Origin of the sequence: Rhizobium herbae (genome assembly GCF_019511375.1) — a bacterium.
Taxonomy (GTDB): domain Bacteria; phylum Pseudomonadota; class Alphaproteobacteria; order Rhizobiales; family Rhizobiaceae; genus Pararhizobium; species Pararhizobium herbae_A.
Map to the genome: position 1 here is coordinate 1,053,670 of NZ_JAEUAO010000002.1, position 26,617 is coordinate 1,080,286.

Annotated in this window: 27 protein-coding genes; 18 read left to right on the forward strand and 9 right to left on the reverse strand. The window is 62.3% G+C overall.

The genetic code is table 11. The features are described 5' to 3' along the window. The first annotated feature begins 98 nt into the window (after positions 1–98). Both JNB71_RS12315 and JNB71_RS12320 read left to right on the forward strand, forming a co-directional pair. Complete coding sequence (locus JNB71_RS12315) at positions 99–1,397, forward strand: ImmA/IrrE family metallo-endopeptidase (protein ID WP_220372259.1); 1,299 nt, start codon at positions 99–101, stop codon at positions 1,395–1,397. A gap of 208 nt (positions 1,398–1,605) precedes the next feature. After that, complete coding sequence (locus JNB71_RS12320) at positions 1,606–2,556, forward strand: MYG1 family protein (RefSeq protein ID WP_220372052.1); 951 nt, start codon at positions 1,606–1,608, stop codon at positions 2,554–2,556. 22 nt (positions 2,557–2,578) lie between these two features. Here the strand turns inward: JNB71_RS12320 and JNB71_RS12325 are convergent, their stop codons facing one another. The 3 genes from JNB71_RS12325 to JNB71_RS12335 all read right to left on the reverse strand — a co-directional run bounded on the left by JNB71_RS12325 (position 2,579) and on the right by JNB71_RS12335 (position 5,284). Then, positions 2,579–3,391, reverse strand: a complete 813-nt coding sequence (locus JNB71_RS12325; RefSeq protein ID WP_220372053.1) for an ATP-dependent Clp protease proteolytic subunit — start codon at positions 3,389–3,391, stop codon at positions 2,579–2,581. Between the two features lie 13 nt (positions 3,392–3,404). Then, positions 3,405–4,685 (reverse strand): hypothetical protein, encoded by a 1,281-nt coding sequence (locus JNB71_RS12330; protein WP_220372054.1) that lies wholly within the window; start codon positions 4,683–4,685, stop codon positions 3,405–3,407. 92 nt (positions 4,686–4,777) lie between these two features. Then, complete coding sequence (locus JNB71_RS12335) at positions 4,778–5,284, reverse strand: hypothetical protein (RefSeq protein ID WP_220372055.1); 507 nt, start codon at positions 5,282–5,284, stop codon at positions 4,778–4,780. A 461-nt stretch (positions 5,285–5,745) separates the two neighbouring features. Between JNB71_RS12335 and JNB71_RS12340 the strand changes: the two genes are divergently transcribed. After that, entirely contained in the window at positions 5,746–6,345 is a 600-nt protein-coding gene (locus tag JNB71_RS12340) for a superoxide dismutase (protein ID WP_018329490.1), read from the forward strand. Positions 6,346–6,406: 61 nt separating this feature from the next. On the opposite strand, the gene JNB71_RS12345 is transcribed toward JNB71_RS12340, so the two are convergent. Then, positions 6,407–6,955, reverse strand: coding sequence for an RBBP9/YdeN family alpha/beta hydrolase (locus tag JNB71_RS12345; protein WP_220372056.1), 549 nt, complete (start codon positions 6,953–6,955; stop codon positions 6,407–6,409). 111 nt (positions 6,956–7,066) lie between these two features. Between JNB71_RS12345 and JNB71_RS12350 the strand changes: the two genes are divergently transcribed. From JNB71_RS12350 to JNB71_RS12385, 8 genes are all read left to right on the forward strand, one after another. Then, a complete protein-coding gene (locus tag JNB71_RS12350; protein WP_220372057.1) occupies positions 7,067–7,543 on the forward strand; it encodes an Lrp/AsnC family transcriptional regulator in 477 nt (158 codons plus the stop codon). A 229-nt stretch (positions 7,544–7,772) separates the two neighbouring features. Continuing rightward, positions 7,773–8,501, forward strand: coding sequence for a FadR/GntR family transcriptional regulator (locus JNB71_RS12355; protein WP_220372058.1), 729 nt, complete (start codon positions 7,773–7,775; stop codon positions 8,499–8,501). A 139-nt stretch (positions 8,502–8,640) separates the two neighbouring features. Next, a complete protein-coding gene (denD, locus tag JNB71_RS12360; RefSeq protein ID WP_220372059.1) occupies positions 8,641–9,624 on the forward strand; it encodes a D-erythronate dehydrogenase in 984 nt (327 codons plus the stop codon). 1 nt (position 9,625) lies between these two features. Next, complete coding sequence (locus JNB71_RS12365) at positions 9,626–10,402, forward strand: SDR family oxidoreductase (protein WP_220372060.1); 777 nt, start codon at positions 9,626–9,628, stop codon at positions 10,400–10,402. Positions 10,403–10,494: 92 nt separating this feature from the next. Further along, positions 10,495–11,562, forward strand: a complete 1,068-nt coding sequence (locus tag JNB71_RS12370) for an ABC transporter ATP-binding protein (protein WP_220372061.1) — start codon at positions 10,495–10,497, stop codon at positions 11,560–11,562. 157 nt (positions 11,563–11,719) lie between these two features. Then, positions 11,720–13,036, forward strand: a complete 1,317-nt coding sequence (locus tag JNB71_RS12375; protein ID WP_220372062.1) for an ABC transporter substrate-binding protein — start codon at positions 11,720–11,722, stop codon at positions 13,034–13,036. Positions 13,037–13,295: 259 nt separating this feature from the next. Next, a complete protein-coding gene (locus tag JNB71_RS12380) occupies positions 13,296–14,228 on the forward strand; it encodes a carbohydrate ABC transporter permease (RefSeq protein WP_220372063.1) in 933 nt (310 codons plus the stop codon). Between the two features lie 9 nt (positions 14,229–14,237). Further along, entirely contained in the window at positions 14,238–15,137 is a 900-nt protein-coding gene (locus JNB71_RS12385; protein ID WP_220372064.1) for a carbohydrate ABC transporter permease, read from the forward strand. A 237-nt stretch (positions 15,138–15,374) separates the two neighbouring features. Here JNB71_RS12385 and JNB71_RS12390 read toward each other — a convergent pair whose 3' ends face one another. Both JNB71_RS12390 and JNB71_RS12395 read right to left on the reverse strand, forming a co-directional pair. Further along, positions 15,375–16,043: an aldolase gene (locus JNB71_RS12390; RefSeq protein ID WP_220372065.1), complete on the reverse strand. Its 669-nt coding sequence runs from the start codon at positions 16,041–16,043 to the stop codon at positions 15,375–15,377. Between the two features lie 294 nt (positions 16,044–16,337). Beyond that, positions 16,338–17,336 (reverse strand): LacI family DNA-binding transcriptional regulator, encoded by a 999-nt coding sequence (locus tag JNB71_RS12395; RefSeq protein ID WP_220372066.1) that lies wholly within the window; start codon positions 17,334–17,336, stop codon positions 16,338–16,340. A 249-nt stretch (positions 17,337–17,585) separates the two neighbouring features. Here JNB71_RS12395 and JNB71_RS12400 point away from each other — a divergent pair, with 249 nt between their 5' ends. From JNB71_RS12400 to otnK, 4 genes are all read left to right on the forward strand, one after another. Continuing rightward, positions 17,586–18,902, forward strand: coding sequence for an MFS transporter (locus JNB71_RS12400; RefSeq protein ID WP_220372067.1), 1,317 nt, complete (start codon positions 17,586–17,588; stop codon positions 18,900–18,902). Positions 18,903–19,084: 182 nt separating this feature from the next. Further along, positions 19,085–20,029, forward strand: coding sequence for an L-threonate dehydrogenase (ltnD, locus tag JNB71_RS12405; protein WP_220372068.1), 945 nt, complete (start codon positions 19,085–19,087; stop codon positions 20,027–20,029). 12 nt (positions 20,030–20,041) lie between these two features. Beyond that, positions 20,042–20,818, forward strand: coding sequence for a 2-oxo-tetronate isomerase (gene otnI, locus JNB71_RS12410; protein WP_220372069.1), 777 nt, complete (start codon positions 20,042–20,044; stop codon positions 20,816–20,818). Positions 20,819–20,821: 3 nt separating this feature from the next. Then, the gene (gene otnK, locus JNB71_RS12415; protein ID WP_220372070.1) at positions 20,822–22,102 is read left to right on the forward strand and encodes a 3-oxo-tetronate kinase; all 1,281 of its coding nucleotides are present in this window, start codon (positions 20,822–20,824) and stop codon (positions 22,100–22,102) included. Between the two features lie 207 nt (positions 22,103–22,309). On the opposite strand, the gene JNB71_RS12420 is transcribed toward otnK, so the two are convergent. Next, a complete protein-coding gene (locus JNB71_RS12420) occupies positions 22,310–23,038 on the reverse strand; it encodes a helix-turn-helix transcriptional regulator (protein WP_220372071.1) in 729 nt (242 codons plus the stop codon). A 131-nt stretch (positions 23,039–23,169) separates the two neighbouring features. Between JNB71_RS12420 and JNB71_RS12425 the strand changes: the two genes are divergently transcribed. The 3 genes from JNB71_RS12425 (at position 23,170) to JNB71_RS12435 (ending at position 25,673) form a co-directional block, all read left to right on the forward strand. Continuing rightward, positions 23,170–23,808, forward strand: a complete 639-nt coding sequence (locus JNB71_RS12425; RefSeq protein WP_220372072.1) for a LysE family translocator — start codon at positions 23,170–23,172, stop codon at positions 23,806–23,808. 185 nt (positions 23,809–23,993) lie between these two features. Further along, positions 23,994–24,443, forward strand: a complete 450-nt coding sequence (locus JNB71_RS12430; RefSeq protein WP_220372073.1) for a c-type cytochrome — start codon at positions 23,994–23,996, stop codon at positions 24,441–24,443. A 363-nt stretch (positions 24,444–24,806) separates the two neighbouring features. Next, positions 24,807–25,673 carry a c-type cytochrome gene (locus JNB71_RS12435; RefSeq protein WP_431028815.1) on the forward strand — a complete coding sequence of 289 codons (867 nt, stop codon included), beginning with the start codon at positions 24,807–24,809 and terminating at the stop codon, positions 25,671–25,673. A gap of 298 nt (positions 25,674–25,971) precedes the next feature. On the opposite strand, the gene JNB71_RS12440 is transcribed toward JNB71_RS12435, so the two are convergent. Together JNB71_RS12440 and JNB71_RS12445 are read right to left on the reverse strand one after the other, a co-directional pair. Beyond that, on the reverse strand, positions 25,972–26,376 hold the full coding sequence (locus tag JNB71_RS12440; RefSeq protein WP_220372075.1) for a type II toxin-antitoxin system HicB family antitoxin: 405 nt from the start codon (positions 26,374–26,376) through the stop codon (positions 25,972–25,974). A gap of 4 nt (positions 26,377–26,380) precedes the next feature. After that, positions 26,381–26,566, reverse strand: coding sequence for a type II toxin-antitoxin system HicA family toxin (locus tag JNB71_RS12445; RefSeq protein WP_220372260.1), 186 nt, complete (start codon positions 26,564–26,566; stop codon positions 26,381–26,383). Between the last annotated feature and the right edge of the window lie 51 nt (positions 26,567–26,617).

Below are 26,617 nucleotides of genomic sequence, written 5' to 3' on the forward strand. Positions count from 1 at the left end.
CCTTGAACCAAGTCGCTCCTAAAGCCTGTTGATGATAGCAATTTGGCATAAAAGATGGAATGATCGTCCTGCGGTTGCGCCAAATTCGGGGACAAGTCGTGAATTCCACAAGTAAGGGTAATAGGCTCGAAGACGACTTCCATCGATTTCTGCTCGACCAACAAAGTCGGGGAGAGCTTGTTTTTGAAACGTATCCGCCAACGAACTGCAAAATTTTTAAAAAGAAAAAGTATTTCTGCAAAGAGAGGGACGACGACGTTGAGTTCGACGTTGTTGTTGAAGTCTATCGCCAAGGCGGCTTGGAGCCCCATCTATCCGTCGTTTTCGAGTGTAAGAATTACAGCGGCAATGTTCCCGAAACGGCTGTGAACGACTTCTCAGCGAAGATCGGTCGTATATTCAAACACGCACACAAAGGTATCATTGTCGTGTCCTCACAACTGCAATCTGGAGCGGACAAGGTCGCCAGAAGCAGCAAAATGGGTATCGTGAAATACGACGAGAACGGCCTGGATATCATTGCCGAGCGCCGAGGAGGGTTAAGTCTCGAAAATAACTTTGTAGAGTCGCAAATCTTCCGGAACGAGCACCCCGGCAAGTCCTTAAAATTCTCTGGCTATCATGATGGATGCTTTTTTGGTTCCATCGCGCAATTCTTGCGAAGTCTTGATCCAGAGCTGTCTGTTGGTAGTGGAAGCGCTAATCACACCGCCCCGACTGCCGTTCGATACGTTCCCGTCTACGATATAAAGAAATCTGCTCGAGCTATTCTGGAGCAAATCGGTTACCAAGGTGGTCGGGTCGATCTTCAACAAATATGCGATGAACTGTCCATAGACCTGCAGTTCACAAATCATTTGGTCAAGGATGCAGATGGCAACTTGATATTAGGATCGGCAAACTTCACCCGCAGATTAATTCAAATAAATGCCCACGAAGACGGAAATCGCGAACGATTTACTATCGGACATGAAATTGGTCATTTTTGTTTGAAACACGATGGGTATTTGCGATCGGAAAACGTAATTGAGAGCGATTTGCTTATCCACAGTCAGAGTAAGAAAAGTCTTAATTATGAACGCCTTGAGTTCCAGGCAAATGCATTCTCCTCGGAACTGATCCTGCCTGATCGGCCATTCTCCATTAAGACTGCTGAATATAGACGTGACCTCGACATCAGGGACAGAGGACATGGGTATATCTTCGTTGATGATCAGCCTTGGAACTATCAGGCATACAATGAGTTGCTGTCGCGGTTATCATCGCATTTTGAGGTATCAAAACAAGCGATTGAGATAAAGTTTAAGAATATGGGGTGGCTTAACGATCAAAGAAAGAAGTATGAAGCTTCATCTGCTTTCGGGGCACTCGAAAATCTCACTTCATTTCGACGGTAGGCGAGATCGAGCAATCGATTCACAGCCCATCCGTCCGTGCGATCACGTGCTCAATGACCGCTTCCGACCCACCAAGCCTCCCTCCGGATCCGCGGGAAAGTCTCCACTCCGCACCCCCACTACGCAAATGACGGGTTGAGCTCGCATCCCGCAATGGCTATCTGGTGCGTCTCAAGAAAACCTCCGCAGGCACAAGGCGTATCCCGGCATGATCCCAGAATTCCTCGTCACCCATTCCGGTGGCTTCCATGCCGACGAGCTGTTGTCCAGCGTCGTCCTCACCCGGCTTTTCCCTGAGGCGCGCATCGTCCGCAGCCGGGCGCCGGAATGGCTCGCAGCCCGTCAAGACCGCATCATCTACGATGTCGGCGGCGCCTATGATCCCGATGCGCGCATCTTCGATCATCATCAGCGCGGTGCGCCGCTGCGCGACGACGGCCAGCCCTACAGTTCGTTCGGATTGGTCTGGAAGCACTATGGCCGCGACTATCTCGCCGCCTGCGGTGTTCCGCAAGCGCATGTCGAGACGATCCATGGCTCTTTCGATACGAGCTTCGTGCTGCCGGTCGACCTGGTCGACAATGGAGCGCTCAGCCCCGCCGTTGCCGGAAAGCTGGCGGGGCTCACCTTGCCTGCGCTGTTGGAAACCTTGAAGCCCGTCTTCGACGAGACCGATCCTGAAGCCGACGATCGCGCTTTCCACGTGGCATTGGCCGTTGCCCGCAGTCTCGTCGAGGCAAGGATCGCCCAGAGTGCCGCCAAGCTGCGGGCCGAGGCGCTGGTGCACCAGGCGATCGTGGCGGCGGGCGAAGCGCGTGTCCTCGAGCTGCCGATGGGGATGCCGTTCCGTCCCGCCATCGTCAAGGCGGGCGCCGACCACCTGCTGTTCGTCGTCCATCCGCGCGACAGGGATTGGTGCCTGACCACCATCCGCCGCGCCGACGAAGGCTTCGAGGTGCGGGCCGATCTGCCGGCCGCCTGGGCCGGGTTGACCAATGGTGATCTGGAGGCGGTGTGCGGGGTGAAGGGGGCGAGCTTCTGCCACAACGGCCGCTTCGTTGCCGCCGCCCGGACCCGCGAGGCTGCTCTCGCCATGGCCGAACTGGCGGTAAAGGAGGCTGTTGAGGCTGGTTCCGCTGGCGCGGCGGCAGCCGAATAAGGAGTGCCGGCAAGCCCCGCGGCTACTTCGCCTCCGCCACCGGCGCCGCCCCATCCGTTGTCAGCGCAAACTGCTTCATCTCCTGCGGCGTCAGATAGTAGAGCCGGTCCGGCGGCGTCTCGAGTGCGTGCAGCCAGACACCGGACTTGACGCCCATCTCCTCCAGATGGCGGTTGACGTCAGCGGTCGTCTTTTGCGCGTCCGACATGGCGCGCTCGGCCGAGAGCTTTTCCGTCGAGCCGTTGAAGATCTGGTGGACGCCGACGACGGCGGCCTTGTCGGCCTCGCGCGTCACGCCGCCGGCCATGATGATCGGGCAGGAGGAGGCGCAGAGCGCGCCGCTTGCGACCTTGGTGCCGAGCTTCTTCTCGCGGATCAGCTTCGAGATGGCGAGCGCATCGCCGACGGCGCCGCCGGGCGAGTTGAGCAGCACTGTTTTCACATATTCGCCGCGCGCCTCGATCTCCTGGGCGAAGCGACCGGCAGCGCCCGGGTCGATCGAACCCTGCGCCGAGAGGATGCCGCCGGGCTGAAGCTCGAAGCGGATCGGCTGCTTGAGCGTCTGCGGATCGGCGGTGACGTCGGATGGCGCATTCTGCGGCTCGCCGTCGGTCAGTGCCGGCGGCAGCACGGGCACTGTTTCCGGCCGCATCGGGTCGAACCCCGGCAGGTCCCGGTTGGCGGCGCTGAGCTCGTTCCAGTCGATGATGATGAAGACCACGGCGGTGGCGAGCAGCGCCTGGAAGGCATGGCGCATCAGCGTCCCGTCATCGGCAGACAGGAGATAGGTCTTCAGCCGCTGCCCAAACCCTTCGAGCCGCGCGCGGTCGATCATTGGCGCGATTCCTTCATTTGCGCGGCCCCTTGCCGGAGATATCGAAGCTGGCGATGTTCGACTGCTCCTTCGCCTCGGCGCCGGCAAGCGCGGCATCGATATCCACGCCGCTTGACTGCAACGCCCTTTGTACGTCCAGCGCCTCCAGAAGCTCGGCGGCGGTGATGCGTTCGGCAAAGGGCAGCCGCTGCTCCTGGCGGCGGAGTGCGGAATGCACGATCGACAGCATGAAAACGAGGACGGCCGGCAAAAGGTCGATCGATATCGCGCCCGCCCAGCTTGGAATGAAATCGGCCGCATAGCGCAACACCGCCTCGGCCGAGGAAAGCGGAACGAAGCGCCGTTCGGCCACGGGTTTGCGGGCAAGGATTTCGTCGGCCGCCTGTGACAGCACCTTGCTTTGGGCTGCAACAGAAGAGCGGATCGTTTCCATCACCTGATCCTGCCGCGTCACAAGGTCGGCCGCCTGGCCGTCGGCCACGGGAGCGATGAAGCCGAGCGAGAGGTCGTCAGCAGCGCGCTTGACCGAGGGCGCGATGGAGGTCTGCTCCAGCGAGGTGATGACACCGGACAGAAGCACGACCTCTGCGGAGAACTGATCGGCGCGGGGGTCGATCACGCCTGGCGCCGAGACAAGCGACCGCATCGTTTCCAAGTGCTTGCGTCCCTCGTCGAAAAGCGTGCTGACGCGCTCGCGCGAGGCGGCGATGTTGTTTTCGAGTTCGGTAAGTTGCGCTGCCATCTGAGTGAGAAGCTGCACCACGCTGCCGGCTCCGGTCGTGCCCGTCAGCGCGCCGGTGTCGCGCTCCTGTGCGGCCAGCCGCTGGAAGCGCTCCTGCGTGCGCTGGATGTCGGGGAGCAGGCTTTGCGCGGCAAGCGCATTCTGGTGGGCCTGGTCGAGATCTGTCGTATAGTCCTCCAGCGTTTCCGCCAGATGTTGTTCCAGCGCGGCCGAACCGGCAAGGGCGGCTGCGTTCAGCCAGCTCGACATGGCGATGATCATTGCGCAGCCGAGCGCCATGACTCCGAGCATCGCGCCGCGGCCGGCAGTTCCGGTCACATGCGGATAGAACCGCGCCATATAGGTCCAGAAGGCGTAGATGGCGACGGAGACGGCGCTGGAATAGATCAGCGCCGCAAAGAAGACCGCAGTCGCCGAACCATCGAGGATGGAGCGGACCCCGAGATAGGTGTAGACGCCGGATGCGAGCGCCAGAACGGCGAGCGCAAAGCGCGTCATGGTTTCGACGGCATCGATGCCGTCCTGCAAGCGATGAGATGCGCCGAGCGCCATGGGGTTTCTCCGGCTGGTTTGCCTTAACAAACCCTTAAAATACCGGCGAAATCAAGGCTGGGGCCGCGTCCCCTGCGCCCGCTGGCTGGCGATCAGGCCGGCAGAGCCGTGCTGCCCGGCCGGCGGTGCATCGTCCAGGCCTGCAGACAGATTCCGATCAGGAAAATCACCGCCCAGACGGCCGTCACGGTCTGCACCGGGGCCGATTCCGGTCCGTTGCCGATCGGGTTTGCGGGCGGCAGGCGCGACAGCGTCTCGTTGATCGCCGGCACGATGAGCAGGAAGAAGGTGAACGACATCGACAGCGCCTGCAGATAGCGGTTGAGGCGGCCGAACCAGCCGAGCCTTGCGATGATTAGCGAGAAGACGACGGAGAGGATCGCAAGGATGCCGATCGCATGCCCGGCATTGAAGCCGCCTGTGCTCGACAGCCCGAAGGAGGTGAGGGCGGAAAGCACCAGCGTGATGACATAGATCCGCCCGGAATCGGTTGTCGGGCGGATCGCCCCGTATCTGGAAAAGCCATAGAGGCCGGCGACAACGGGCGCGACGCTGATCACGGTATGGATGATGCCGAGCGTGGACAAGGGATTGGCCATGGAAAATTCCTCTTGCGCGATTGAATGATTTTCGAACGCCGAATGAAATATGCAGACCTGAACGCCTGGCGCCGGGATGTCGCGCATCGAAGCGATGCCGGCCGGGCCGCATAGAACTTATATGGCCCAGGCGTTTGCGCAATCGAAATTAAGGCACTACCCGCGCAAATTGGTCGTGCGCCGGCTGTGTCGAGCTTTGCCTCCACCCATGCAGGTTGGCCGGCGAATGCGGCAGGGACGTCGCGGCGGGTCGAAGTTGCTGAGGTTGACCGGTTGTGTTCCGGTGCGATGGCGCGGCATGGAACAATCAGGCGCGAGAAGTATTTTCCATGGCTGTAGCGAAATTTGGCATGGCGGCGGTTGCCTGTTTCAGCGGTGGTCCCTATGTTCCGCCTCACCGATTTCTTACATGAATTCCAACCCGGCTTTCATGGACCCCGCCACGAAGAGGAGATACCATCATGGCTTTCGAATTGCCGAACCTGCCTTACGACTACGACGCGCTTGCGCCGTACATGTCGCGCGAAACGCTCGAGTATCACCACGACAAGCACCACCTCGCTTACGTGACCAACGGCAACAAGCTTGCCGAGGAAGCCGGTCTCTCCGGTCTGTCGCTGGAAGAAATCGTCAAGAAGTCCTACGGCACCAACCAGCCGCTGTTCAACAATGCCGGCCAGCACTACAACCACGTGCACTTCTGGAAATGGATGAAGAAGGGCGGCGGCGGCACCGCGCTTCCGGCCAAGCTCGACGCGGCCATCAAGTCCGATCTCGGCGGCTATGACAAGTTCCGTGCCGATTTCATCGCAGCCGGCACCGGCCAGTTCGGCTCGGGCTGGGCCTGGCTCTCGGTCAAGAACGGCAAGCTTGAAATCTCCAAGACCCCGAACGGCGAAAACCCGCTGGTCCATGGGGCGTCGCCGATCCTCGGCGTCGATGTCTGGGAACATTCCTACTATATCGATTACCGCAACGCCCGTCCGAAGTACCTCGAAGCCTTCGTCGACAGCCTGATCAACTGGGATTACGTGCTCGAGCTCTACGAAGCCGCCGCATAAGTTTCCCCGTTACGACGACACGAAACCCGGCAGCGATGCCGGGTTTTTTGTGCCATCTGCCTCAGCGGCGCGCCGCCGCAAGCCCGGTCGCAAACGCCGTCAGCAGGTTCATGCCATGCGGCCAGTCGCCGAGGCCGCTTTGACCGTTGACGTGGCCGGCCGCGCCGATGTCGACGAGGCCGCTCCCCCACGCCTCGGCCCGTTCCCTCGCATAGCGCGGCGTACCAAATGGATCGTTGCTGCTGGCAACGATCAACGACGGCATGCGCAACGGACCGGCGGGCGGATCGATGAAGTCGCATGCTTCCTGCGGGAAGGCTTGCGTGCGCGGATCGGGAACCGCGACCAGAAACGCTCCGGCGACGGGCAGAGCCGATGCCTGCTGCCAGTGCGCGACGAGCAGGCAGGCGAGACTGTGCGCCACCAGCAAGGGCGGGGCCGGCGACAGCTTGACCTCGCGCTCCAGCGCAGCGATCCAGTCGTTGCGGTCCGGCCGGTCCCAGTCCGATGGCCGGAAGCGCCGCATCCGCGGATGTGTCTTTTGCCAATGCGTCTGCCAATGGCCTTCGCCCGATCCGCCGATTCCCGGCAGAATGATGATGTCCGTCATGGTCTCTCCGTGAAATGTCGGCGATTTTGCGAGGATGATGGACACGCGGCCGGTTTTGAATGAGAACTCATCGGAAAACGCTGCCGATTGCCGATGGATTGAAGGTGAAACATGGAAACTGCCGAAACGGACCGGTCCGCGCTCGATCCGACCGATATCGCCATCATCGAAGTGATGCAGGAAAACGGGCGCATCGCGATTTCGGAACTGGGGCGCCGTGTCGGGCTCTCCCAGCCCGCGACATCGGAGCGGGTCAAGCGGCTGGAGGAGAAGGGCATCATCTGCGGCTACACGGCGCGCATCGACGCTGCGGCGCTCGGGCTCGGGATGATGGCGGTCGTTCGGCTGCGCACGACGCATGAGCATATTCGCGCCTGCCTCAAGCTGTTTTCCGAAATGCCGCACGTCATGGAGGTTCTGCGCCTCACCGGCGAGGATTGCTTTCTCCTGAAGGTGCTGGTTCCGACACCGGGGGAACTGGAGACGATCGTCGACACGATCGCCCGATACGGAGCGGTGACGACGTCGCTTGTCCTGCGCAGCGAACCGCCTAAAGCGATCGGCCGTGCCTTGCTGCGAAGGCTTTGAGGAGCCGCGCATTTCAGCGCGGGTAGTGCCCGGCACGACAGGCGCGCCCTTCAGGACCGTTGCGGCCCAAGCGCAGCAAAGGCTTGCATTGCGGCTAGGTGGCATATACACGTAAGACGTGCAAAGATTTGATGCGGTGCAGCGACGAAGTTGCTTGACGCGGCAGTCTTTTGGCAGTTCCATCGCAACTGATCTGCTGGACCAACCAGTGGGTCAGTTGGAGACGCCGATGGAAGGCAGCCCGATACTCACGCAGATGCCGAAGGTCGGGCAGAGCCTGGATCGACGCACGACGCGCGACGTCATCGTCGAGAAGCTGATGGTGCTGATCGCCACCAACATGCTGCGCCCCGGCGACGTGCTGCCGGGCGAGCGCGAACTCGCCAATGTGCTTCATGTCAGCAGGGAGACGGTGCGCGGCGCCATTCAGACGCTTGCCGCGCGCGGCATCGTCGAGGTGTCCCAGGGCAGCCGCACGCGCGTCTGCAACGTCGACCTCAGCCATCTCACCGTTACCATTGCCTCACCCAGCGCCATCGACAGCTACGATCTCGAGGACGTTCACGCGGCCCGGCTGCATATCGAGCTGAAGGTCGTCGGCGATGCGGCCGAGAGGGTAGGCGACGACACGATGAGCAAGCTCAGAAGCTTGCTCGACGCGCAGAAGCTCTGCGGCGACGACGCCATGCGCTTCCTGATCTGCGACCGCGAATTCCATGCGGCGATCTACCGGGCCTGCGGCAATCCGCTGCTCTCCGATTTCGTCACCGATCTCTACACCTACATGATGAACTACCGGCGCAGCGCCATGTCGCGGCCGGGCGCAATAGGCGCGAGTTACCAAGACCACATCGAGATCGTCGAGGCGCTCGCCCGGCGTGACCGGGAGGCTGTGGTTGCCGCATTTCGCCAACACCTCACCCGGATCTACGACACGACGAAGGAACTGCTGACCTGAGGGAGCAATGGAGGTGGAAAGGAACAACAGCGGGACGGCCGGCTGATCCGGTTGTGCAGTGATTTCAAAAGGCAGCGTCCTTAGCGCGTCACTTTTGACGCGCGGCGCTGGCGGGCGGGTGACAGGGAGATTGCCGAGAATGCATGTCATGGTAATTGGCGCGGCTGGAATGATCGGCCGCAAGCTGGTGGAAAAGTTTGCCCTTGAGGCAGGTGCACTGGGCTACGACATCGGCAAGCTGACGCTGGTGGACGTCATCGAGCCTCCGGTGCCGCCATCGCTGTCGGCAATAGCGACGCCGCTTGCGCTTGACCTTTCCAAGGACGGCGCCGCCGAGAAACTCGTCGCCTTGCGGCCCGGCGTGATCTTCCATCTCGCGGCGATCGTTTCCGGCGAGGCGGAGGCCGATTTCGACAAGGGCTACCAGGTCAACCTTGACGGAACGCGGGCGCTCTTCGAGGCGATCCGCCATGAGGGGCTGCGGGAGCCCTACATTCCACGCGTCATCTTTGCCTCGTCGATCGCCGTCTTCGGCCAGCCGTTCCCCGACAAGATCGGCGACGAGTTCTTCACCACGCCGCTGACGAGCTACGGCACGCAAAAGGCGATCTGCGAACTGCTGCTGGCCGACTATTCGCGGCGCGGCATCTTCGATGGCGTCGGCATCCGCCTGCCTACAATCTGCATCCGCCCCGGCAAACCCAACAAGGCGGCATCCGGTTTCTTTTCCAATATCCTGCGCGAGCCGCTCGCCGGCCAGGAGGCGGTGTTGCCGGTCGACGAGGACGTGCGCCACTGGTTTGCAAGCCCGCGTTCGGCGGTCGGTTTCTTCGTCCATGCCGCACGGATGGAGACGTCGGCGATCGGACCGAGGCGGAATCTGACCATGCCCGGCCTGTCTGCCCTCGTCGGCGAGGAGATTGAAGCGCTGCGGCGCGTCGCCGGTGATAAGGCGGTCAAGCTGATCCGTCGCAAGCCGGACCCGGTCATCCGCTCCATTGTCGCCGGCTGGCCGACCGATTTCGAGGCGCGGCGCGCGGCCGAACTCGGGTTCAAGGCCGAAACCAACTTCGACGAGATCATCAGGATCCATATCGAAGACGAACTCGGAGGACAGATCTGACATGGCGCGTGGTTCGAAGTCCGGCGACGGCAAGATTGCATTGGTGACAGGCGGCGGCACCGGTGTCGGCCGCGGCATTGCCGAAGCCCTGAGCGCCGAGGGTTTTACCGTGGTCATCACCGGCCGGCGCGCCGAGGTGCTCGAGAAAGCCGCCGGCGACATGGCGTCGCAAACGGGCGGCACCGTGCGTGCGGTGAGGGCCGATATCGGCGATCCCAATGCGGTCGCCCGCCTTTTCGAAGCGATCCGCACCGAGTTCGGCCGGCTCGACCTCCTGGTCAACAATGCCGGCTCCAACGTCCCGCCCGTGCCGGTGGAAGAGGTGACCTTCGAGCAGTGGAGCGGCATTCTCGCCGCGAACCTGACGGGAGCCTTTCTGTGTACGCAACAGGCATTCCGGCTGATGAAGGCGCAAGCGCCGCGCGGCGGCAGGATCATCAACAACGGCTCGATCTCGGCCCAGGCGCCGCGGCCGAATTCCGCGCCCTATACCGCGACGAAGCATGCGATCACCGGGCTGACAAAGTCGACCGCCCTCGATGGGCGGCAATATGACATTGCCTGCGGCCAGATCGACATCGGCAATGCGGCGACCGACATGACGTCGAAAATGAGTTCCGGGGTGCTGCAGGCAAATGGCGAGACCGCCAGTGAGCCGACGATCCCGGTCAACCATATCGCTGACGCCGTCGTCTACATGGCGAGCCTGCCGCTGGAGGCCAACGTGCTGACGATGACGGTGATGGCGACGAAGATGCCGCTGGTCGGGCGGGGCTAAGTCGAGGAACCGGAGGGCGTCCGAGAACGGCATGAGGAGAGGCCGCCGGACAATCGCCTGTTTCAGATGAAATTCATATGGGAGGAAAGCACATGGCAGGCGTTGATTTCGTCGATGTCAGAAAATCATTCGGAGCCTTTCCCGTCATCAAGGGAGTGAACATCGAAATCGAGGACGGCGAATTCGTCATCCTTGTCGGTCCGTCCGGCTGCGGGAAGTCGACGCTTCTGCGAATGCTGGCGGGTCTCGAAAACATATCGGCCGGCGAGATCCGCATCGGCGACAAGGTGGTCAACGCCCTGCCGCCCAAGGATCGGGACATCGCCATGGTGTTCCAGAACTATGCGCTTTATCCGCACATGACCGTCGCCGACAACATGGCGTTCTCGCTGATGCTGAACGGCTCGTCAAAGGCTGAGATCGACAAGCGTGTCGGCATCGCGGCCGGAATTCTGGGGCTTACGAAACTGCTCGACCGCTACCCGCGCCAGCTCTCCGGCGGCCAGCGCCAGCGCGTCGCCATGGGCAGGGCGATCGTGCGCGATCCGCAGGTGTTTCTGTTCGACGAGCCGCTCTCCAACCTTGACGCGAAACTGCGGGTGGCCATGCGCGCCGAGATCAAGGAACTGCACCAGCGGCTGAAGACGACAACCGTCTATGTCACGCACGACCAGATCGAGGCGATGACCATGGCCGACAAGATCGTCGTCATGCATGACGGCATCGTCGAGCAGATCGGCGCGCCGCTCGATCTCTACGACAGCCCCGCCAATCTTTTCGTCGCCGGTTTCATCGGCTCGCCGGCGATGAACATGATCAAGGGCAGGTTGGATCCGCAAAATCCGAACAGCTTCATCGCAGCCGACGGCATGGCATTGCCGGTCGCGCGGCCGCCATCGGCGGCAAGGGGGCGTGACCTCATCTACGGTCTGCGGCCGGAATATATGGCGCTCGACCCGAACGGGTTTGCCGTCACTGTCGCGGTCATCGAGCCCACCGGCTACGAGACACAGCTGATCGTTCGCTTCGGCGGGACTGACGTCACCTGCGTTTTCCGCGAGCGCGTGACCGCCCGGCCCGGGGAGGCAATACATTTGTCGATCGATGCCGATCATGTCCACCTGTTCGACGCCGAAACCGGAGTACGGCTGATCGACTGATACCGCCCCGTTGCCGCTGCGTCGGGCAAGAGGAGCCCCGGCGCAACCGGTCTCGGGTCGAGGTTCCGGCCAGCCGGAACACCTCGTTGCAGCATTCGCCATACGGGACGGCGGGTGCCGGAAAGGATGATGTCCCGTTGTCACCAGGAGGAGCATTATGACTTTCAAGAGACGCGATTTTCTCACCGCATCCGCCGCGCTGGCGGGTATCGCCGGGCTTTCGCCTTTCGGCATCCGCCCGTCTTTCGCGCAAGGTGCGGAGCCGGTCTACAAGCCGGAGGAAGGCGCGAGCCTCAGGCTGTTGCGCTGGACACCCTTCGTCAAGGGCGACGAGGATGCATGGCTTGCCAACACCGCGAAATTCACGGAAGCGACTGGGGTCGAGGTCCGCATCGACAAGGAAAGCTGGGAAGACATTCGCCCGAAGGCAGCCGTTGCCGCCAATGTCGGTTCGGGCCCCGATCTGGTGATGTGCTGGTTTGACGACGCCCACCAATATCCCGACAAGCTCGTCGATCTGACCGAGCTCGCCAATTATCTCGGCGGAAAATACGGCGGCTGGTACGATGGCGTGAAGGGTTATGCGACGCGCGGAGACAAGTTCATCGCCATGCCGCTGACCGCCATCGGCAACGCTGTCTGCTACCGTGACAGCCACATGAAGGCGGCCGGGTTCAGCGAGTTTCCGAAGGACACGGACGGGTTCCTCGAGCTCTGCAAGGCCATGAAGGCCAAGGGAACACCGGCCGGTTTCCCGCACGGCAAGGCCGTCGGCGACGGCAACAACTATGCCCACTGGCTGCTCTGGAGCCATGGCGGCAAGATGGTCGACGAGGGCGGCAAGGTCGTCATCAACAGCCCCGAGACGCTGAAGGCGATCAACTACGCCAAGGCGTTGTACGAGACCTTCATTCCGGGCACCGAGAGCTGGCTCGACATCAACAACAACCGCGCCTTTCTGGCCGGCCAGGTGTCGCTGACGGCAAACGGCGTCTCGCTTTACTATGCGTCGAAGAAGGATCCGGCGACTGCGGAACTCGCGGCCGACATCCGCACCACCAACTTCCCGATCGGACCGGTCGGCCAGAGCGTCGAACTGCATCAGACGAGCTCGCTGCTCTTGTTCAACCACACGAAATATCCGGAAGCGGCCAAGGCCTATATCAAGTTCATGATGGAGGCCGACCAGATGAATGCCTGGATCACGGGCTCCAGTGCCTATTGCTGCCAGCCCCTCAAGGCTTTCGCCGACAATCCGGTCTGGACGTCCGACCCGATCCACGCGCCCTATGCGCGCGCCTCCGAAACGCTGCGTCCCAACGGCTATGCCGGCCCGCTCGGCTATGCGTCCGCCGGCGTGATGGCCGACTATGTGCTGGTCGACATGTTTGCCTCCGCGGTCACGGGGCAGATGACACCGGAAGAGGCGGTTGTCGAGGCCGAGCGCCGGGCCAACCGCTACTACAGGGTCTAGGAGCTTTCAGGGCGCAGTACGTGACAGCACCGGAATACCCCCTCTGTCACTTCGTGACATCTCCCCCTCAAGGGGGGAGATCGGGAGCGAGAGGCCAGCCCCACGCCAATCTCTCCCCTTGAGGGGGAGATGCCCGGCAGCAGAGGGGGTAAGGCGGCCACCGTCGTAGGCAGTGGAACCGCAGAAACGCCAAGACAGAGTATCGGCGGCGATGGCCCGCCGCTACGCATTGCGCAATTCGTTCTAAGGGAGATGTCCGATGTCCAGCGTGTCGTCCAGGAAGCCGCCTTCGGCGATGGCTTCGCTCATGCAGAACAGGAACATGATCGGTTTCCTGTTCATGCTGCCGGCCGCGGTTTTCCTTGTGTGCTTCCTGACCTATCCGCTTGGTCTGGGCGTCTGGCTCGGCTTCACCGATACGCGCATCGGCCGTGACGGGGTGTTCATCGGGCTCGAGAACTATGTCTTCCTGGCCGAGGACTCGGTCTTCTGGCTCTCGGTCTTCAACACGCTTCTCTACACGATCGTCGCTTCGGTGCTGAAGTTCGTCTTCGGGCTCTGGCTGGCGCTGCTGTTGAACGAGAACCTGCCGTTCAAATCCTTCTTCCGGGCGATCGTGCTCTTGCCCTGGGTCGTTCCGACCGTGCTCTCGGCGCTGGCCTTCTGGTGGATCTACGATTCGCAGTTCTCGATCCTCTCCTGGTCGCTGATGCAGCTCGGCGTGATCGACAGCCCGATAAACTTCCTGGGCGACCCGGAAAATGCCCGTGCCTCGGTGATCGCTGCCAATGTCTGGCGCGGCATTCCCTTCGTCGCCATCTCGCTGCTCGCCGGCTTGCAGACCATCCCGGTCTCGCTGCAGGAGGCAGCGTCGCTGGACGGCGCGACGAGCTGGCAACGCTTTCGCTACGTCACGCTGCCGATGCTGACGCCGATCATTGCCGTGGTCATGACCTTTTCGGTGCTGTTCACGTTTACCGACTTCCAGCTCATCTACGTGCTTACCAAGGGCGGGCCGGTGAATGCGACGCATCTGATGGCGACGCTCTCCTTCCAGCGCGGCATTCCCGGCGGACAGTTGGGCGAGGGGGCCGCGATCGCGGTTGCGATGATCCCCTTCCTGCTTGCTGCCATCATGTTCAGCTTCTTCGGCCTGCAACGCCGCAAATGGCAGCAGGGCGGCCAGGATTGATTGGGGAGAATGACGATGACCGTGAAATCCGAAGAGGCCGTTCTGACCGACGATGTACAGGGCATGACCTATCTCAACCGCCTGCCGCGCAGGATCGTGATGGTTTATCTGCCGATGGCGGTGTTCGTCTTCGTCCTGCTCTTTCCGTTCTACTGGATGGCGATCACCGCGATCAAGCCGAATTCGCAGCTGACCGACTATACCAATTACAGCCCCTTCTGGGTGGTCGGCCCGACGCTCGATCATATCAAGTACCTGCTGTTCGAGACTTCCTATCCGGGCTGGCTGTGGAACACGATGCTGGTGGCGACCTGCTCGACATTCCTGTCGCTGGCGGCATCCGTCTTTGCGGCCTACGCGATCGAGCGGGTGCGGTTCTCGGGCTCGCGGCCGGTGGGACTGCTGATCTTTCTCGCCTATCTCGTGCCGCCGTCGATCCTGTTCATTCCGTTGGCTTTCATCGTCTTCAAGTTCGGTATCTACGATTCCAGGCTGGCGCTGATCTTTACCTATCCGACCTTCCTCATTCCCTTCTGCACCTGGCTGTTGATGGGCTATTTCCGGTCGATCCCGTTCGAACTCGAGGAAAGCGCGCTGGTGGACGGCGCGACGCGCTGGCAGATCCTGACCAAGATCATCCTGCCGCTTGCCGTCCCCGGGCTGATTTCGGCCGGCATCTTCGCCTTCACGCTGTCCTGGAACGAGTTCATCTATGCGCTGACCTTCATCCAGTCCTCCGAAAACAAGACCGTGCCCGTGGGCGTGCTGACCGAGTTGGTGCGCGGCGACGTGTTCGAATGGGGCGCGCTGATGGCGGGCGCGCTGTTCGGCTCGCTGCCGGTGGTGATCCTCTATTCCTTCTTCGTCGATTATTACGTGTCGTCCATGACCGGCGCGGTGAAGGAATGACTGTCCGCCTTTTGCGGCTTTCTCCCTCTTCTCCCCGGCGGGGAGAAGGTGGCGCGAAGCGCCGGATGAGGGGGCGGCTTGTGCCGAGATTGCCGAGAAACCCCCTCATCGCCTCGCATGCGCTCGGCACTTCTCCCCGCGGGGGAGAAGAGGGAGCTTGCCGTCACCGCCTTGGCTCCGTGGGCGATAACCCTGTCTCAAAAGGATTCTGCTTTGAGGAATTACGCAGCAGCTGGTTCAATCGTGGTCGTGGTCGTGATGCGAGGGCAGGTCGAGGCCGAAGGTCTTGACGAGATCGCTCACCTGCGCCGGGCTGAGATAACGGGGGTTGAGATTGCGCAGCAAGAGATAGAGCTTCGCCGTCTCCTCCAGTTCCTCGGTCGCGAAAACCGCCGCCTCCAGGCTGTCGCCGGCGACGACCGGCCCGTGATTGGCCAGGAGCACCGACGAATATTTCCCCGCCAGCCCGCGGATCGCGTCAGCCACTGCCGGATCGCCGGGACGGTAATAGGGCACCAGTGCGGTTTCGCCGGCACGCATGAGATAATAGGGCGTCATCGGGGGCAGGGCGGCGCGCGGATCGATCTCCGGCAGCATGGTCAGCGCCACCGCGTGGGTGGAGTGCAGATGGACGATGGCGCGGGCGCTGCCGCGTGTGTCGTAAAGCGCGGTATGAAGCGGAATTTCCTTGGTCGGCTTGTCGCCGGCAAGGAGCCGGCCTTCGGCATCCAGCCGTGAGATGCGGGCCGGGTCGAGGAAGCCGAGCGAGGCGTTGGTCGGCGTGACCAGCCAGCCGCCGTCCTCCAGCCGCAGCGATATGTTGCCCGACGAACCGGGCGTCAGCCCGCGCTCGAACAGCGAGCGGCCGTAGCGGCAGATTTCCTCACGCAGGCGCGCGTCGGACATGATTTTTCCTCCAGTATGAGCGCGGTTCAGTTCACAGTACACGACAGTGGCCGGCTGTCGTCATGGCCCCTCATCCGCCCTGCCGGGCACCTTCTCCCCGTGCACGGGGAGAAGGAAGCTTGCCGCACCCGCATCGCCATTCTCCAGCAGTTAAGCCGGGGACGTCCCCTCTCCCCGCCTGCGGGGAGAGGGTTAGGGTGAGGGGCAGAACGGCCTCATTCGCGGTCTTGTCGTGTCCTGTGCCGCTAGAATCCCTGAACCTCTCCATCTTCTTGTTTTTACACAACTCCGGTGTCAGGCGGTGGCCCCTTCGATCAGTTCGAAGCCGAGATCGACCACCTGGGGTGGCGCATTGGTGACGACAAGCTGTGCGGCCACCTGACCGGTCGCCACGCGCGGCGTGCGGATGGTCGACAGCGGCTGCGGCGTCGCACGACCGATATCCAGCCCGTTATAGCCGAAGATGGCAAGCTGTCCGGGGATCGGGATGCCCCGCGCCAGACAGTGGAAATAACCGCCGAGCGCCATGTCGTCGTTGGAGAAATAAACCGCATCGAGGTCGGGGGTGCGGGCAAGCAACCGCTCCAGCCCCAGCCTGCCGTTCTCCACCGATGATGCCCCGGCAAGAATTTCGCGGTCGGCGAGGGGCGCGCCGCCCGTTGCGAGTGTTTCGCAAAAGCCGGCAAAGCGCTTGCCGGCGCGGGTGTCGCGGGTGAGGTCGTGGCCGACATAGCCCATCCGGCGATAGCCCCGCTTGAGCAGGAACGCTGCGCTTTCGCGTCCGGCCGCGCCGTTCGAGAAGCCGACCGCCAGATCAAGCGCATCGCCGTCGACGTCGAGCATTTCCACGATCCGGCAACCGCTCGCTCGCAGCATCTTCACCGTACCCTCGGTGTGCTCGTATCCCGCCAGCATCACCGCCGCCGGCCGCCAGGCGAGCATCGCGGCGGCGAGCGCTTCCTCCTTTGTCGGATCATAGTCGGTGACGGAGAAAACCGCCTGGTACCGGTTTTCCTCCAGAACGGCGCTGGCGCCGCGCAGCACATCGGGAAAGACGATGTTTGACAGCGAGGGAATGACGAAGGCGACAAGGCGCGAAGCCGTGGAGGCGAGCGTTCCTGCAATCCGGTTCGGCACATAGCCGAGCCGCTCGACGGCGGCCATCACCCGGTCCCGCGTCTTGCCGGAAAACGAACCGTGGTTGCGCAGCACGCGCGAAACCGTGCTCTCGCCGACGCCTGCTGCATCTGCAACCTCGGCAAGCGTTACCGTCGCCTGATGTTTCAATTCCATCGTCACAACTTCGATCCAGGCTGTCGGCGGCCGCCTCGGGTAGCGGCATGTCCACCCGAAGATCTCCGCGCAGCCACCATTTTTCACCACTGCCGCCAAGAAGCAAGATTTTTTTGGCAGCGCTACCAATTTCGTGTTGGCAGCGCTGCCAAAATGCAGTAAAGAAAATGGCAGCGCTGCCAAATGATGGCTTGGCGTGCCGCGGGAGGAACCGACAGAGACCGCGGCAACTCTTTGGAGGAGAAAATCATGACGCTGCAAACGCAGGCGCCCGTCGATGGCGCGTACGCCGTCCAGGCGGTGGAAGACCGTGCCTATGGCAAGGTATTCTGGAGAATCGTTCCCTTTTTGATGCTGTGCTACGTGGTTGCCTATCTCGATCGCGTCAATGTCGGCTTCGCCAAGCTGCAGATGTCGAGCGAGCTCGGCCTCTCGGAAGCCGCCTACGGCATCGGCGCAGGCATTTTCTTCATCGGCTATTTTCTGTTTGAAGTGCCGAGCAACGTCATCATGAACAAGGTCGGTGCGCGTGTGTGGATCGCCCGCATCATGATCACCTGGGGCATCATTTCCGCCGCCTTCATGTTCACCTCGTCGGAAACCGTCTTTTATGTCCTTCGTTTCCTGCTGGGCGTTGCCGAGGCCGGATTTTTCCCCGGCATCATCTTGTACCTGACCGCCTGGTATCCGGCCCATCGCCGCGCGCGGATCATCACCACGTTCATGTCGGCCATCCCGATATCCGCCATTTTCGGCAATCCGCTTTCTGGCCTCCTGATGGATAGTTTCCACGGCACGCACGGTCTTTCCGGCTGGCAGTGGATGTTCCTGATCGAGGCCATCCCGGCCATCCTTTTCGGCGTCGCCACCTTCTTCTACCTCAACGATAACATCCGGGCCGCGAAATGGCTGGACGAAGACGAAAAGGCCGTTCTGACGGCCAATATCGAAGCCGAAAACCGGGCCAAGGTCTCGAGCCCCCACAGCATTGCCGCAACCCTGACGGACCGCCGGGTCTGGCTGATGTGCCTGATCTATTTCTGCTTCGTGCTTGGACAATACGGCCTGAATTTCTGGATGCCGTCGATCGTCAAGGCCTCCGGCGTCACCGGAAACCTGAACATCGGCCTGATTTCCGCGATCCCCTACATCTGCACCTTCGTCGCCATGCTGGGGCTCGGACGCTCCGCCGACCGGCTGCGCGAACGGCGGTGGCACCTCGTCATCCCGGCGCTCATCGCCGCCGGTGGCTTTGTCGCGGCGACCATGGCAACGAGCACGACGGTTTCGATCGTCTGCCTCTCGCTGGCCGCTGCGGGCGCCATCAGTTGCGCGCCGCTGTTCTGGTCGCTTCCGACCGCCTTTCTCGCCGGTACGGGCGCCGCGGCCGGGATCGCCTGGATCAATTCGGTCGGAAATCTTGCCGGCTTCCTCGGGCCGTTCCTCGTCGGCTATCTGAAGGACTTCACCGGCACCAATAGCGCCGGCATGTATCTGCTGGCCGCAGCGCTGGTGATCGGCTCGCTGGCCGTGTTGACGGTGCCGGCAAAAACCGTCAATCGCTAGAGCCGGATGATTTTAGGTCGAATTGACCTAAAATCTGAATCCGCTCTAGAATCAAAGAAGTAGAGCATGATGTCGTCCGAAAACCGCTTACACTTTTCGGCATCATGCTCTAGACATCGACCCCTCCGGGTGGCCACATCCGGAGGGGCGGCTCTTCCCTGACAAGACTGGAGAAAATCGCCATGTCACCGCTTGCTGAAAACTCCGGCCCCGCCGTCGTCGCGGCCGTCATCGGTCTTGGTTCCATGGGCCTTGGAATGGCCCGGTCGATGAAGCGCGCCGGTCTTAACGTCGTCGGATATGACATCACGCCCGCGGCGGTGGATCGCTTCATCGCCGACGGCGGACGCGGCGCAGCCACACCCGCCGCCGCGGCAAGGGACGCCGACATTGTCGTCTCCGTCGTCGTCAACGGCGCGCAGACCGAGGCAGTGCTGTTCGGCCCCGAGGGCGTCGCGGCCACGATGAAGCCCGGAGCCGTCTTCATCTCCTCGGCAACCATGGATCCGGCTGTCGCCCGCGACCTGTCCCAACGGACGGAGGCTCTCGGCCTGCATTATCTCGACGCACCGATTTCGGGTGGCGCCGCCAAGGCGGCGAGCGGCGCACTGACGATCATGGCATCCGGCTCCAAGCAGGCGTTCGACACCGCCCGCCCAGGTCTCGACGCCATGGCCGGCAAGGTCTACGAGCTCGGCGACGCGGCCGGAACCGGCGCCGCCTTCAAGATGATCAACCAGCTTCTGGCTGGCGTGCACATCGCGGCTGCCTGCGAGGCGATCACGTTTGCCGCCAGGCAAGGCCTCGACCTCGACAAGGTCTATGAGGTGATCACCGCCTCTGCCGGCAATTCATGGATGTTCGAAAACCGCGTGCCGCATGTGCTGGCCGGAGACTATACTCCCTTGAGCAGCATCGAGATTTTCGTCAAGGATCTTGGCATCGTCCAGGACATGGCCCGTTCGGAGCGCTATCCGGTGCCGCTGGCGGCCGCTGCCCTGCAGATGTATCTCGCCGCGTCGGGTGCCGGCATGGGTCGTGACGACGATTCCTCGCTGGCGCGCCTCTACGCCCAACTCTCGGGCGCCCAGTTGCCCGGTGCGGCCAAAGAGCCGGAGAAGCAGTAAAGGAACGCCACCATGCCGGTTTTCGCTGCCAACCTGACGATGATGTTCAACGAATGGCCGTTCCTCGACCGCTTCGACGCCGCGGCCGATGCCGGCTTTGCCGCCGTCGAATATCTCTTTCCCTATGAAGCCCCGCCGGAGGCAATCGCCGAGCGGCTTGCCCGCAACAATCTGCAGCAGGCCTTGTTCAACCTGCCGCCGGGCGACTGGGCAGGAGGCGAGCGGGGCATCGCGGCGCTTCCCGGACGGTTCGACGCATTGACGTCGGATGTCGAGCGGGCGCTGGATTATGCGGCAGCGACCGGCGTCAGGCGGTTGCATCTCATGGCCGGTCTTGCCGATCCCCATGACGAGGATGCGGCCTCATCCTACCGCCGCTCCGTCGCCCACGCTGCCGGTCGGCTTGCGGAAAAGGGCATCGACCTCCTGCTTGAGCCGATCAACGGGCGAAACATGCCGGGATATTTCCTCAATGATTTCGGTGCGGCCGAAAAACTGATCGCAGACCTCGGCCTGCCGAACCTTAAGCTGCAGTTCGACATCTATCACCGCCAGATCATTCATGGTGACGTGACGATGGCCTTGCGCCGCCTCATGCCGATCACCGGTCATATACAGATCGCCAGCGTGCCGTCACGCAACGAGCCGGATGGGGAGGAGCTCAACTATCCCTACCTGTTTAAGGAAATCGACCGCCTTGGTTATGACGGTTTCATCGGCTGCGAATACATCCCGCGCGGCCACACGCTGGACGGCCTTGGCTGGTTCAGACCTTTTGCACGGAGCTAGACGATGGCTATATTGCTCGGATCAATCGCTGACGATTATACGGGCGCGTCCGATCTCGCTAACACGCTGACGAAGAACGGCCTGCGCACGGTGCAGACGGTCGGAATCCCCGATCCGTCGCTCTCGCTGCCGGACGTCGACGCGGTTGTCGTTTCCCTGAAGATCCGCTCGGTCGCGGCCGCCGACGCCGTGGCGGCGGCGACCAAGGCCGAACGGTGGCTGCGTGGGCGCGGCGCGGCGCATGTGCTGTACAAGATCTGTTCGACCTTCGATTCCACCGATGCCGGCAATATCGGTCCGGTCACCGAGGCATTGAGCGAGGCCGCGGGCGGCGGGCTTGTGCTGGTGACGCCAGCCTTTCCGGAAACGGGCCGCACCGTGTATCTCGGCCACCTCTTCGTCGGCGGGCAGCCGCTGAACGAAAGCCCGCTCAAGGATCACCCGCTCAATCCGATGCACGACGCCAATCTCGTTCGGGTGATGGCGAGACAGTCGCGTGGCGAAGTCGGGCTTGTCGATCTGGCGTCGATCGGGGCGGGAGCCGATGCGGTCAGAGCCCGGCTCGAGGCCCTGCGCGCGGCGGGTGTCAGGTCCGCGATAGCCGATGCGGTCTTCGAACGCGATCTGGAGACACTCGGCGCGATCGCGCTCGAAACGCCGGTGTCCACCGGCGCATCGGGTCTCGGGCTTGGCCTTGCCCGTGCACTCGTCCGCTCCGGCCGGGTATCGTCCGCGGTGGCGACGACGGCGGACGCCATTCGCCCCGTCGGCGGGCTTTCGGCCATCGTTGCCGGCAGCTGCTCCAGGGCAACGTTACAACAGCTTGAGGTCGCCGAACGGTCGATGCCCGTCCTGCGGCTCGACCCGGAAAAACTGCTTGCCGGTCCCGACGAGATTGCCAGGGCGATTTCCTGGGCGGGAGACCGCATTTCCGCCGGCCCCGTTGTCGTCGCCGCGAGTGCGGCACCTGAAACCGTGTCCCGGCTGCAAGCGCAATACGGACGCGACGCCTCCGGCCACGCGATCGAAACCGCAACCTCGATCATCGCCGCCGAACTGGTGGCACGGGGCGTGCGGCGCCTGGTCGTCGCCGGCGGCGAAACCTCCGGTGCTGCGGTCGACAGGCTCGCCATTCCAGCCTTCCTGATCGGCCCGGAAATCGCCCCCGGCGTGCCTGTTCTGCGCACGGTCGGAAATGCTCAAGGCGACATGCTGCTGGCGCTGAAGTCAGGAAACTTCGGCGGCGAGGATTTCTTCACCGCCGCGCTGGCGATGATGCACTGACGGGGCAATCGAACCAGAACTACCGGTTCGGCGCCGGCGTGCGCGCCGCCCTGGGAGTGGATCCTCGGGTCAAGCCCGAGGATGACGACCTTTCGGGGGGATCCACCAAAAGCAGCCACCCCGACCTCGGAGATATCCGATTTTCCACGCCGGATTCCTCCCCTCCGTCATCCTCGGGCTTGACCCGAGGATCCATCGACGGATGGCCTATCCGATCCGTGATTCTGCAGCATCCAACCCTGTTGGCGCCATCCCGTTCACCTGCCATCCCCTGATCCACAGATCCCGCAAGCCGTCGCCTTCGCCGCGAAAATGGCTGTCGGTCGCCTCGCAACGCTCCACCCGGTCGGCGCGGAAGTTGCGGATGGCGGTGCGCAGTTCGCACCAGGCAACCACGACCGCGGTCGCCGAATAATAGATCAGCGCCAGCGGCCGGATCGTGCGCTGGCTTGGCCTCTCGCGCTCGTCGCGATAGTCGATCAGCAGTTTCTGCTCGTCACGGATCGCCCGGCGCGCCAGGGCGAGGTCGAGCCCTGAGGGCGGCGGCGCGATCGTCCCCCAGGCATGCAGAGCCTTGGAGCGCATGGGCGGCCTGAGCGGTGCGGGCAGGGCGCCGGCGATCTTCTGGCTGACGCGCTTGGCGGCGTCCTTCAGTTCCTCGTCGCCGGTGCGCTCGAGGAGCGCGAGGGCCAGCACGATCGCCTCCGTCTCCTCGATCGAAAACATCAGCGGCGGCAGGTCGAAGCCGGGTCGGAGAATGTAGCCGATGCCGCGCCCGCCCTCGATCGGCACCCGCATCGCCTGCAGCGCTGCAATGTCGCGGTAGATCGAACGGACGGTGACTTCGAGGCTTTCGGCGATCTGCGCTGCCGTCACCGGTTTTGTCGCCAGCCGCAGGATCTGGATGATCTCGAACAGTCGCGATGCCTTGCGCATGGTTTTCCTCGTTGCGCGAAACGCTCCTGACAGAACCCTGTCAGTTGGGCGACGCTATACCACGTCCTCAAGTGTTTGAAAAACAAACGCTGCGTTCACTGCGCACATCTCTGGATAGACGGACAACTGACATGACCTACGCGGAAAATCTCTGGCTCTTCTTCACCCTTCTCTTCGGCATCATCATTGTGCCGGGCATGGACATGGTCTTCGTCATGGCCAATGCTTTGACGGGCGGCCGGGCGTCCGGCTTGACGGCGACGGCGGGCATCATGGCGGGCGGCGTGTTCCATACGCTCTATGCGGCGCTTGGCGTCGGCCTGCTTTTGCACATGGTGCCGCAACTCTTCAACCTGCTGCTGCTGCTTGGGGCCGCCTATATCGCCTGGATCGGCCTTTCCCTTGTGAGAAGCAGCATCGCCATCGCCTCGGTCGAGCCGGGCGCCCGGCTGTCGCTCTGGACGAGCTTTCGCCGTGGCGCCTTGACCAGCATCCTCAATCCCAAAGCCTACCTGTTCATGCTGGCCGTCTATCCGCAATTTCTGAAGCCGCAGTTTGGCCCCCTTTGGTCGCAGGCGCTGATCATGGCGATCATGATCTCGGTCACCCAACTCACTGTCTATGGCAGCCTTGCGCTTGCCGCCGGGCGCAGCCGCGACGTGCTCATCGCCAGCCCGCGGGCGACGGCGCTGGTCGGCAAGGCGGCAGGCGTGGTGCTGATCGTCGTCGCCGCATTGACCGCCTGGCAGGGCTGGACGTCCGTTGCGTGAAGGCTGCACCACGGAAACTGGAGTTACAAACTCCCGTTAATTCAGTCTGTTGCGGCGGTTGCTCATAAACTCGATCTCAAAAAAAAGTTACTTCCCTCGTGAACGCAAAATGCAATCATGCCGGCGCATCGAGAGGAATGGTCGCACCGGTCACTGTGACGGCCATGTCGGACAGGGAGAATTTCATGAAATTGAGAGCCGTGCTTTTCGCAACCGCCATCGCCTGCATTGCCGGCGTCGCTGGCGCCGTTACGGCAGCAGACGAACCGCAAGTGGTCCGCCAGGCGCTGATGAAGGGGGTCGGCCAATCGACGGGCGCACTCGTGGCCATCGCCAAGGGCGAAAAACCCTATGACAGCGCCGTCGTCAAGGCGTCGCTGGAAACGATCAGCAAAAACACCAAAGCCTTCCCCGATCAGTTCCCGCCCGGTTCGGAAACCGGAATGGAATCGGAAGCCAGCCCGAAGATCTGGGAGAACATGGACGACTTCAAGGCCAAGGCAGCCAAGCTTGGCGCTGATGTCGACGCGACACTCGCCCAGCTTCCCGCCGACCAGGCCGGTGTCGGTGCAGCGCTCGGCGTGATCGGCAAGAATTGCGGCGGCTGTCACGAGACCTACCGCCTCAAGAAATGAGGCGGCGGGTCGTTTCCAGCTAGAAATGGTTCGATGCCGTGCCGTGCCGGTGCACGAGAGTCTTGATTGTGACATTTCCCGCAACGGCTGGGCTATCGCATTTGGATCTGTGAACGAAGGAGGCGGCAGTCTCCCTCTTCTCCCCGGCGGGGAGAAGATGCCCGAAGGGCAGATGAGGGGGTGCGCGAAGCGCCAGTCTTGTGCCGGACGCCCCCTCATCGCCTTGCATGCGCTCGGCACTTCTCCCCGCGGGGGAGAAGAGGGAGAAAGCGGCGCTGTCATGTTTTGCAAGAAGGCGGGAGGATGGCGCGGATGGGCGCACGGGTTCGCAAGCTGGTGTCGGCGGTGGTGCTGTTCGGCGCGATGGCCGGTGGCGTCGCCTGGTTCCTGACCAAGCCCGAGCCGTGGCCGGTCTCCCATTGGGAGGGGCTCGGCGAACCGGATCTCGCCAACGGCGAGCAGGTCTTCTGGGCGGGCGGCTGCACCAGTTGTCACGCGACGTCGAAATCGGAAGGCGACGCCAGGCTGGTGCTGACCGGCGGGCTGCCGCTGAAGAGCCCGTTCGGCACCTTCCATGTTCCCAATATTTCGCCGGATGAATCGGCCGGTATCGGCAGCTGGACGCTCGCTGAATTCGGCGATGCGATGACGCGCGGCGTCGGCCGGAACGGTGAACATCTCTACCCCTCCTTTCCCTATGGCTCCTATGCCCGGCTGACGTCCAAGGACGTCAATGACCTCTGGGGCTTCCTGAAGACCCTGCCGAAAAGCACCAATGTTGCGCCGCCGCATGATCTGCCGTTTCCCTACGACCTCCGCCTGGTTCTCGGCGCCTGGAAGCTCCTGTTCTTCACCGACAAGCCGCGCGTGACGGTCGACACCGGCAATCCGAAGCTCGCCCGCGGCCAATATCTGGTCGAAGGCCCCGGTCACTGCGGCGAATGCCACACCCCGCGCAACACCCTCGGCGGCTTCGAGGCCGACCGATGGCTGGCCGGTGCGCCAAACCCGGAAGGCGAAGGCCGCATTCCCAACATCACCCCGGGCTCGAAGAGCATCGGCGCATGGAGCGAGAGCGATATCGTCACCTATCTCGAGACCGGCTTCACGCCCGATTTCGATTCGGTCGGTGGCTCGATGGTCGAGGTGCAGAAGAACCTCGCCAGACTGCCGGCAGGCGACCGCGAGGCGATCGCCGCCTATCTGAAGGCGGTACCGACGCGGGAGTAGCGCAACGCTTGCATTTTTTTGCTAGCATAACTTTGATGCCGCGATGAACAGCAGACACAGGAAGACCCTCGCTGCGGTTTTCAGGGATCCTGTTTCAGGCACCGTGGAGTGGGCGGATATAGAAGGTCTGCTCATCGCTGCCGGCTGTACCGTGGTTGAAGCCAACGGGGTCGCGCGTGAGGTTCTCTCTCGGCGCAGAAGTAGAAAGTTTTCGAGCCGCCAGAGAATTCCTGCGCCGCATAGGGAATGGCTGAAAATTTCGGAACGGCTTTACAGCCGGGGAAATGCCCGTTTCCCCTCAGGCTGCGTCGCTGCGGTTGATCTCATGAAGCGCGGCGCGCGCGATAAAGCCGGATCGTGTCAGCCCGTTCGCTTCGGCGAAACGGTCGATCTGTCGTAGCACTTCTTCCGGTAACGTCACGTTCACGCGCACCGCCTTCTTCGCGTCTGGCTTGAACGCGACGAGGATAGCGACACCCCTTCTATTGTCCGGGTCAGCCATCACGGCTTCGAGGCTGGAAGGTTCCACAATCGGTAGTCCGTCCTCGATGAGGCCTTCGAGATGTAATGCCAGAGCCTCCTCCGCCATGCGCCGTGCTTCGTCAAGATCGGCCCCCGCAGAAATCACACCTGGGAAATCGGGGAAAGACACGCCGTAGTCGCTGTCAGTGTCCTTATGGATCAGTCCGATATAATGGCGCATGGAGCTACCTCAGTTTCAGGCCGGCTTGCTTTTCGATGCTTTTGAGCGTTCCGATGGGAATGTCGCGCTTGGGATGAGGGACCGTAACGCGACCCGGCTTGTCCGCATGCTTGAACTGGATATGACTGCCTTTTCTCGCCACCTCGAACCAGCCGTCTTTTCTCAGCGCGGTGATGACATCGGAGCTCAGGCATGCGTTGATTTATACACATCAATGTGTATAAATCAACGCTGTTATTCC

Excerpts from the sequence above, each read along its gene's own strand:
- JNB71_RS12320 (WP_220372052.1), top strand. The coding sequence starts at position 1,606 with ATGATCCCAGAATTCCTCGTCACCCATTCCGGTGGCTTCCATGCCGAC.
- JNB71_RS12325 (WP_220372053.1), bottom strand. The coding sequence starts at position 3,391 with ATGATCGACCGCGCGCGGCTCGAAGGGTTTGGGCAGCGGCTGAAGACC.
- JNB71_RS12330 (WP_220372054.1), bottom strand. The coding sequence starts at position 4,685 with ATGGCGCTCGGCGCATCTCATCGCTTGCAGGACGGCATCGATGCCGTC.
- JNB71_RS12335 (WP_220372055.1), bottom strand. The coding sequence starts at position 5,284 with ATGGCCAATCCCTTGTCCACGCTCGGCATCATCCATACCGTGATCAGC.
- JNB71_RS12340 (WP_018329490.1), top strand. The coding sequence starts at position 5,746 with ATGGCTTTCGAATTGCCGAACCTGCCTTACGACTACGACGCGCTTGCG.
- JNB71_RS12345 (WP_220372056.1), bottom strand. The coding sequence starts at position 6,955 with ATGACGGACATCATCATTCTGCCGGGAATCGGCGGATCGGGCGAAGGC.
- JNB71_RS12350 (WP_220372057.1), top strand. The coding sequence starts at position 7,067 with ATGGAAACTGCCGAAACGGACCGGTCCGCGCTCGATCCGACCGATATC.
- JNB71_RS12355 (WP_220372058.1), top strand. The coding sequence starts at position 7,773 with ATGGAAGGCAGCCCGATACTCACGCAGATGCCGAAGGTCGGGCAGAGC.
- denD (WP_220372059.1), top strand. The coding sequence starts at position 8,641 with ATGCATGTCATGGTAATTGGCGCGGCTGGAATGATCGGCCGCAAGCTG.
- JNB71_RS12365 (WP_220372060.1), top strand. The coding sequence starts at position 9,626 with ATGGCGCGTGGTTCGAAGTCCGGCGACGGCAAGATTGCATTGGTGACA.
- JNB71_RS12370 (WP_220372061.1), top strand. The coding sequence starts at position 10,495 with ATGGCAGGCGTTGATTTCGTCGATGTCAGAAAATCATTCGGAGCCTTT.
- JNB71_RS12375 (WP_220372062.1), top strand. The coding sequence starts at position 11,720 with ATGACTTTCAAGAGACGCGATTTTCTCACCGCATCCGCCGCGCTGGCG.
- JNB71_RS12380 (WP_220372063.1), top strand. The coding sequence starts at position 13,296 with ATGTCCAGCGTGTCGTCCAGGAAGCCGCCTTCGGCGATGGCTTCGCTC.
- JNB71_RS12385 (WP_220372064.1), top strand. The coding sequence starts at position 14,238 with ATGACGATGACCGTGAAATCCGAAGAGGCCGTTCTGACCGACGATGTA.
- JNB71_RS12390 (WP_220372065.1), bottom strand. The coding sequence starts at position 16,043 with ATGTCCGACGCGCGCCTGCGTGAGGAAATCTGCCGCTACGGCCGCTCG.
- JNB71_RS12395 (WP_220372066.1), bottom strand. The coding sequence starts at position 17,336 with ATGGAATTGAAACATCAGGCGACGGTAACGCTTGCCGAGGTTGCAGAT.
- JNB71_RS12400 (WP_220372067.1), top strand. The coding sequence starts at position 17,586 with ATGACGCTGCAAACGCAGGCGCCCGTCGATGGCGCGTACGCCGTCCAG.
- ltnD (WP_220372068.1), top strand. The coding sequence starts at position 19,085 with ATGTCACCGCTTGCTGAAAACTCCGGCCCCGCCGTCGTCGCGGCCGTC.
- otnI (WP_220372069.1), top strand. The coding sequence starts at position 20,042 with ATGCCGGTTTTCGCTGCCAACCTGACGATGATGTTCAACGAATGGCCG.
- otnK (WP_220372070.1), top strand. The coding sequence starts at position 20,822 with ATGGCTATATTGCTCGGATCAATCGCTGACGATTATACGGGCGCGTCC.
- JNB71_RS12420 (WP_220372071.1), bottom strand. The coding sequence starts at position 23,038 with ATGCGCAAGGCATCGCGACTGTTCGAGATCATCCAGATCCTGCGGCTG.
- JNB71_RS12425 (WP_220372072.1), top strand. The coding sequence starts at position 23,170 with ATGACCTACGCGGAAAATCTCTGGCTCTTCTTCACCCTTCTCTTCGGC.
- JNB71_RS12430 (WP_220372073.1), top strand. The coding sequence starts at position 23,994 with ATGAAATTGAGAGCCGTGCTTTTCGCAACCGCCATCGCCTGCATTGCC.
- JNB71_RS12435 (WP_431028815.1), top strand. The coding sequence starts at position 24,807 with ATGGCCGGTGGCGTCGCCTGGTTCCTGACCAAGCCCGAGCCGTGGCCG.
- JNB71_RS12440 (WP_220372075.1), bottom strand. The coding sequence starts at position 26,376 with ATGCGCCATTATATCGGACTGATCCATAAGGACACTGACAGCGACTAC.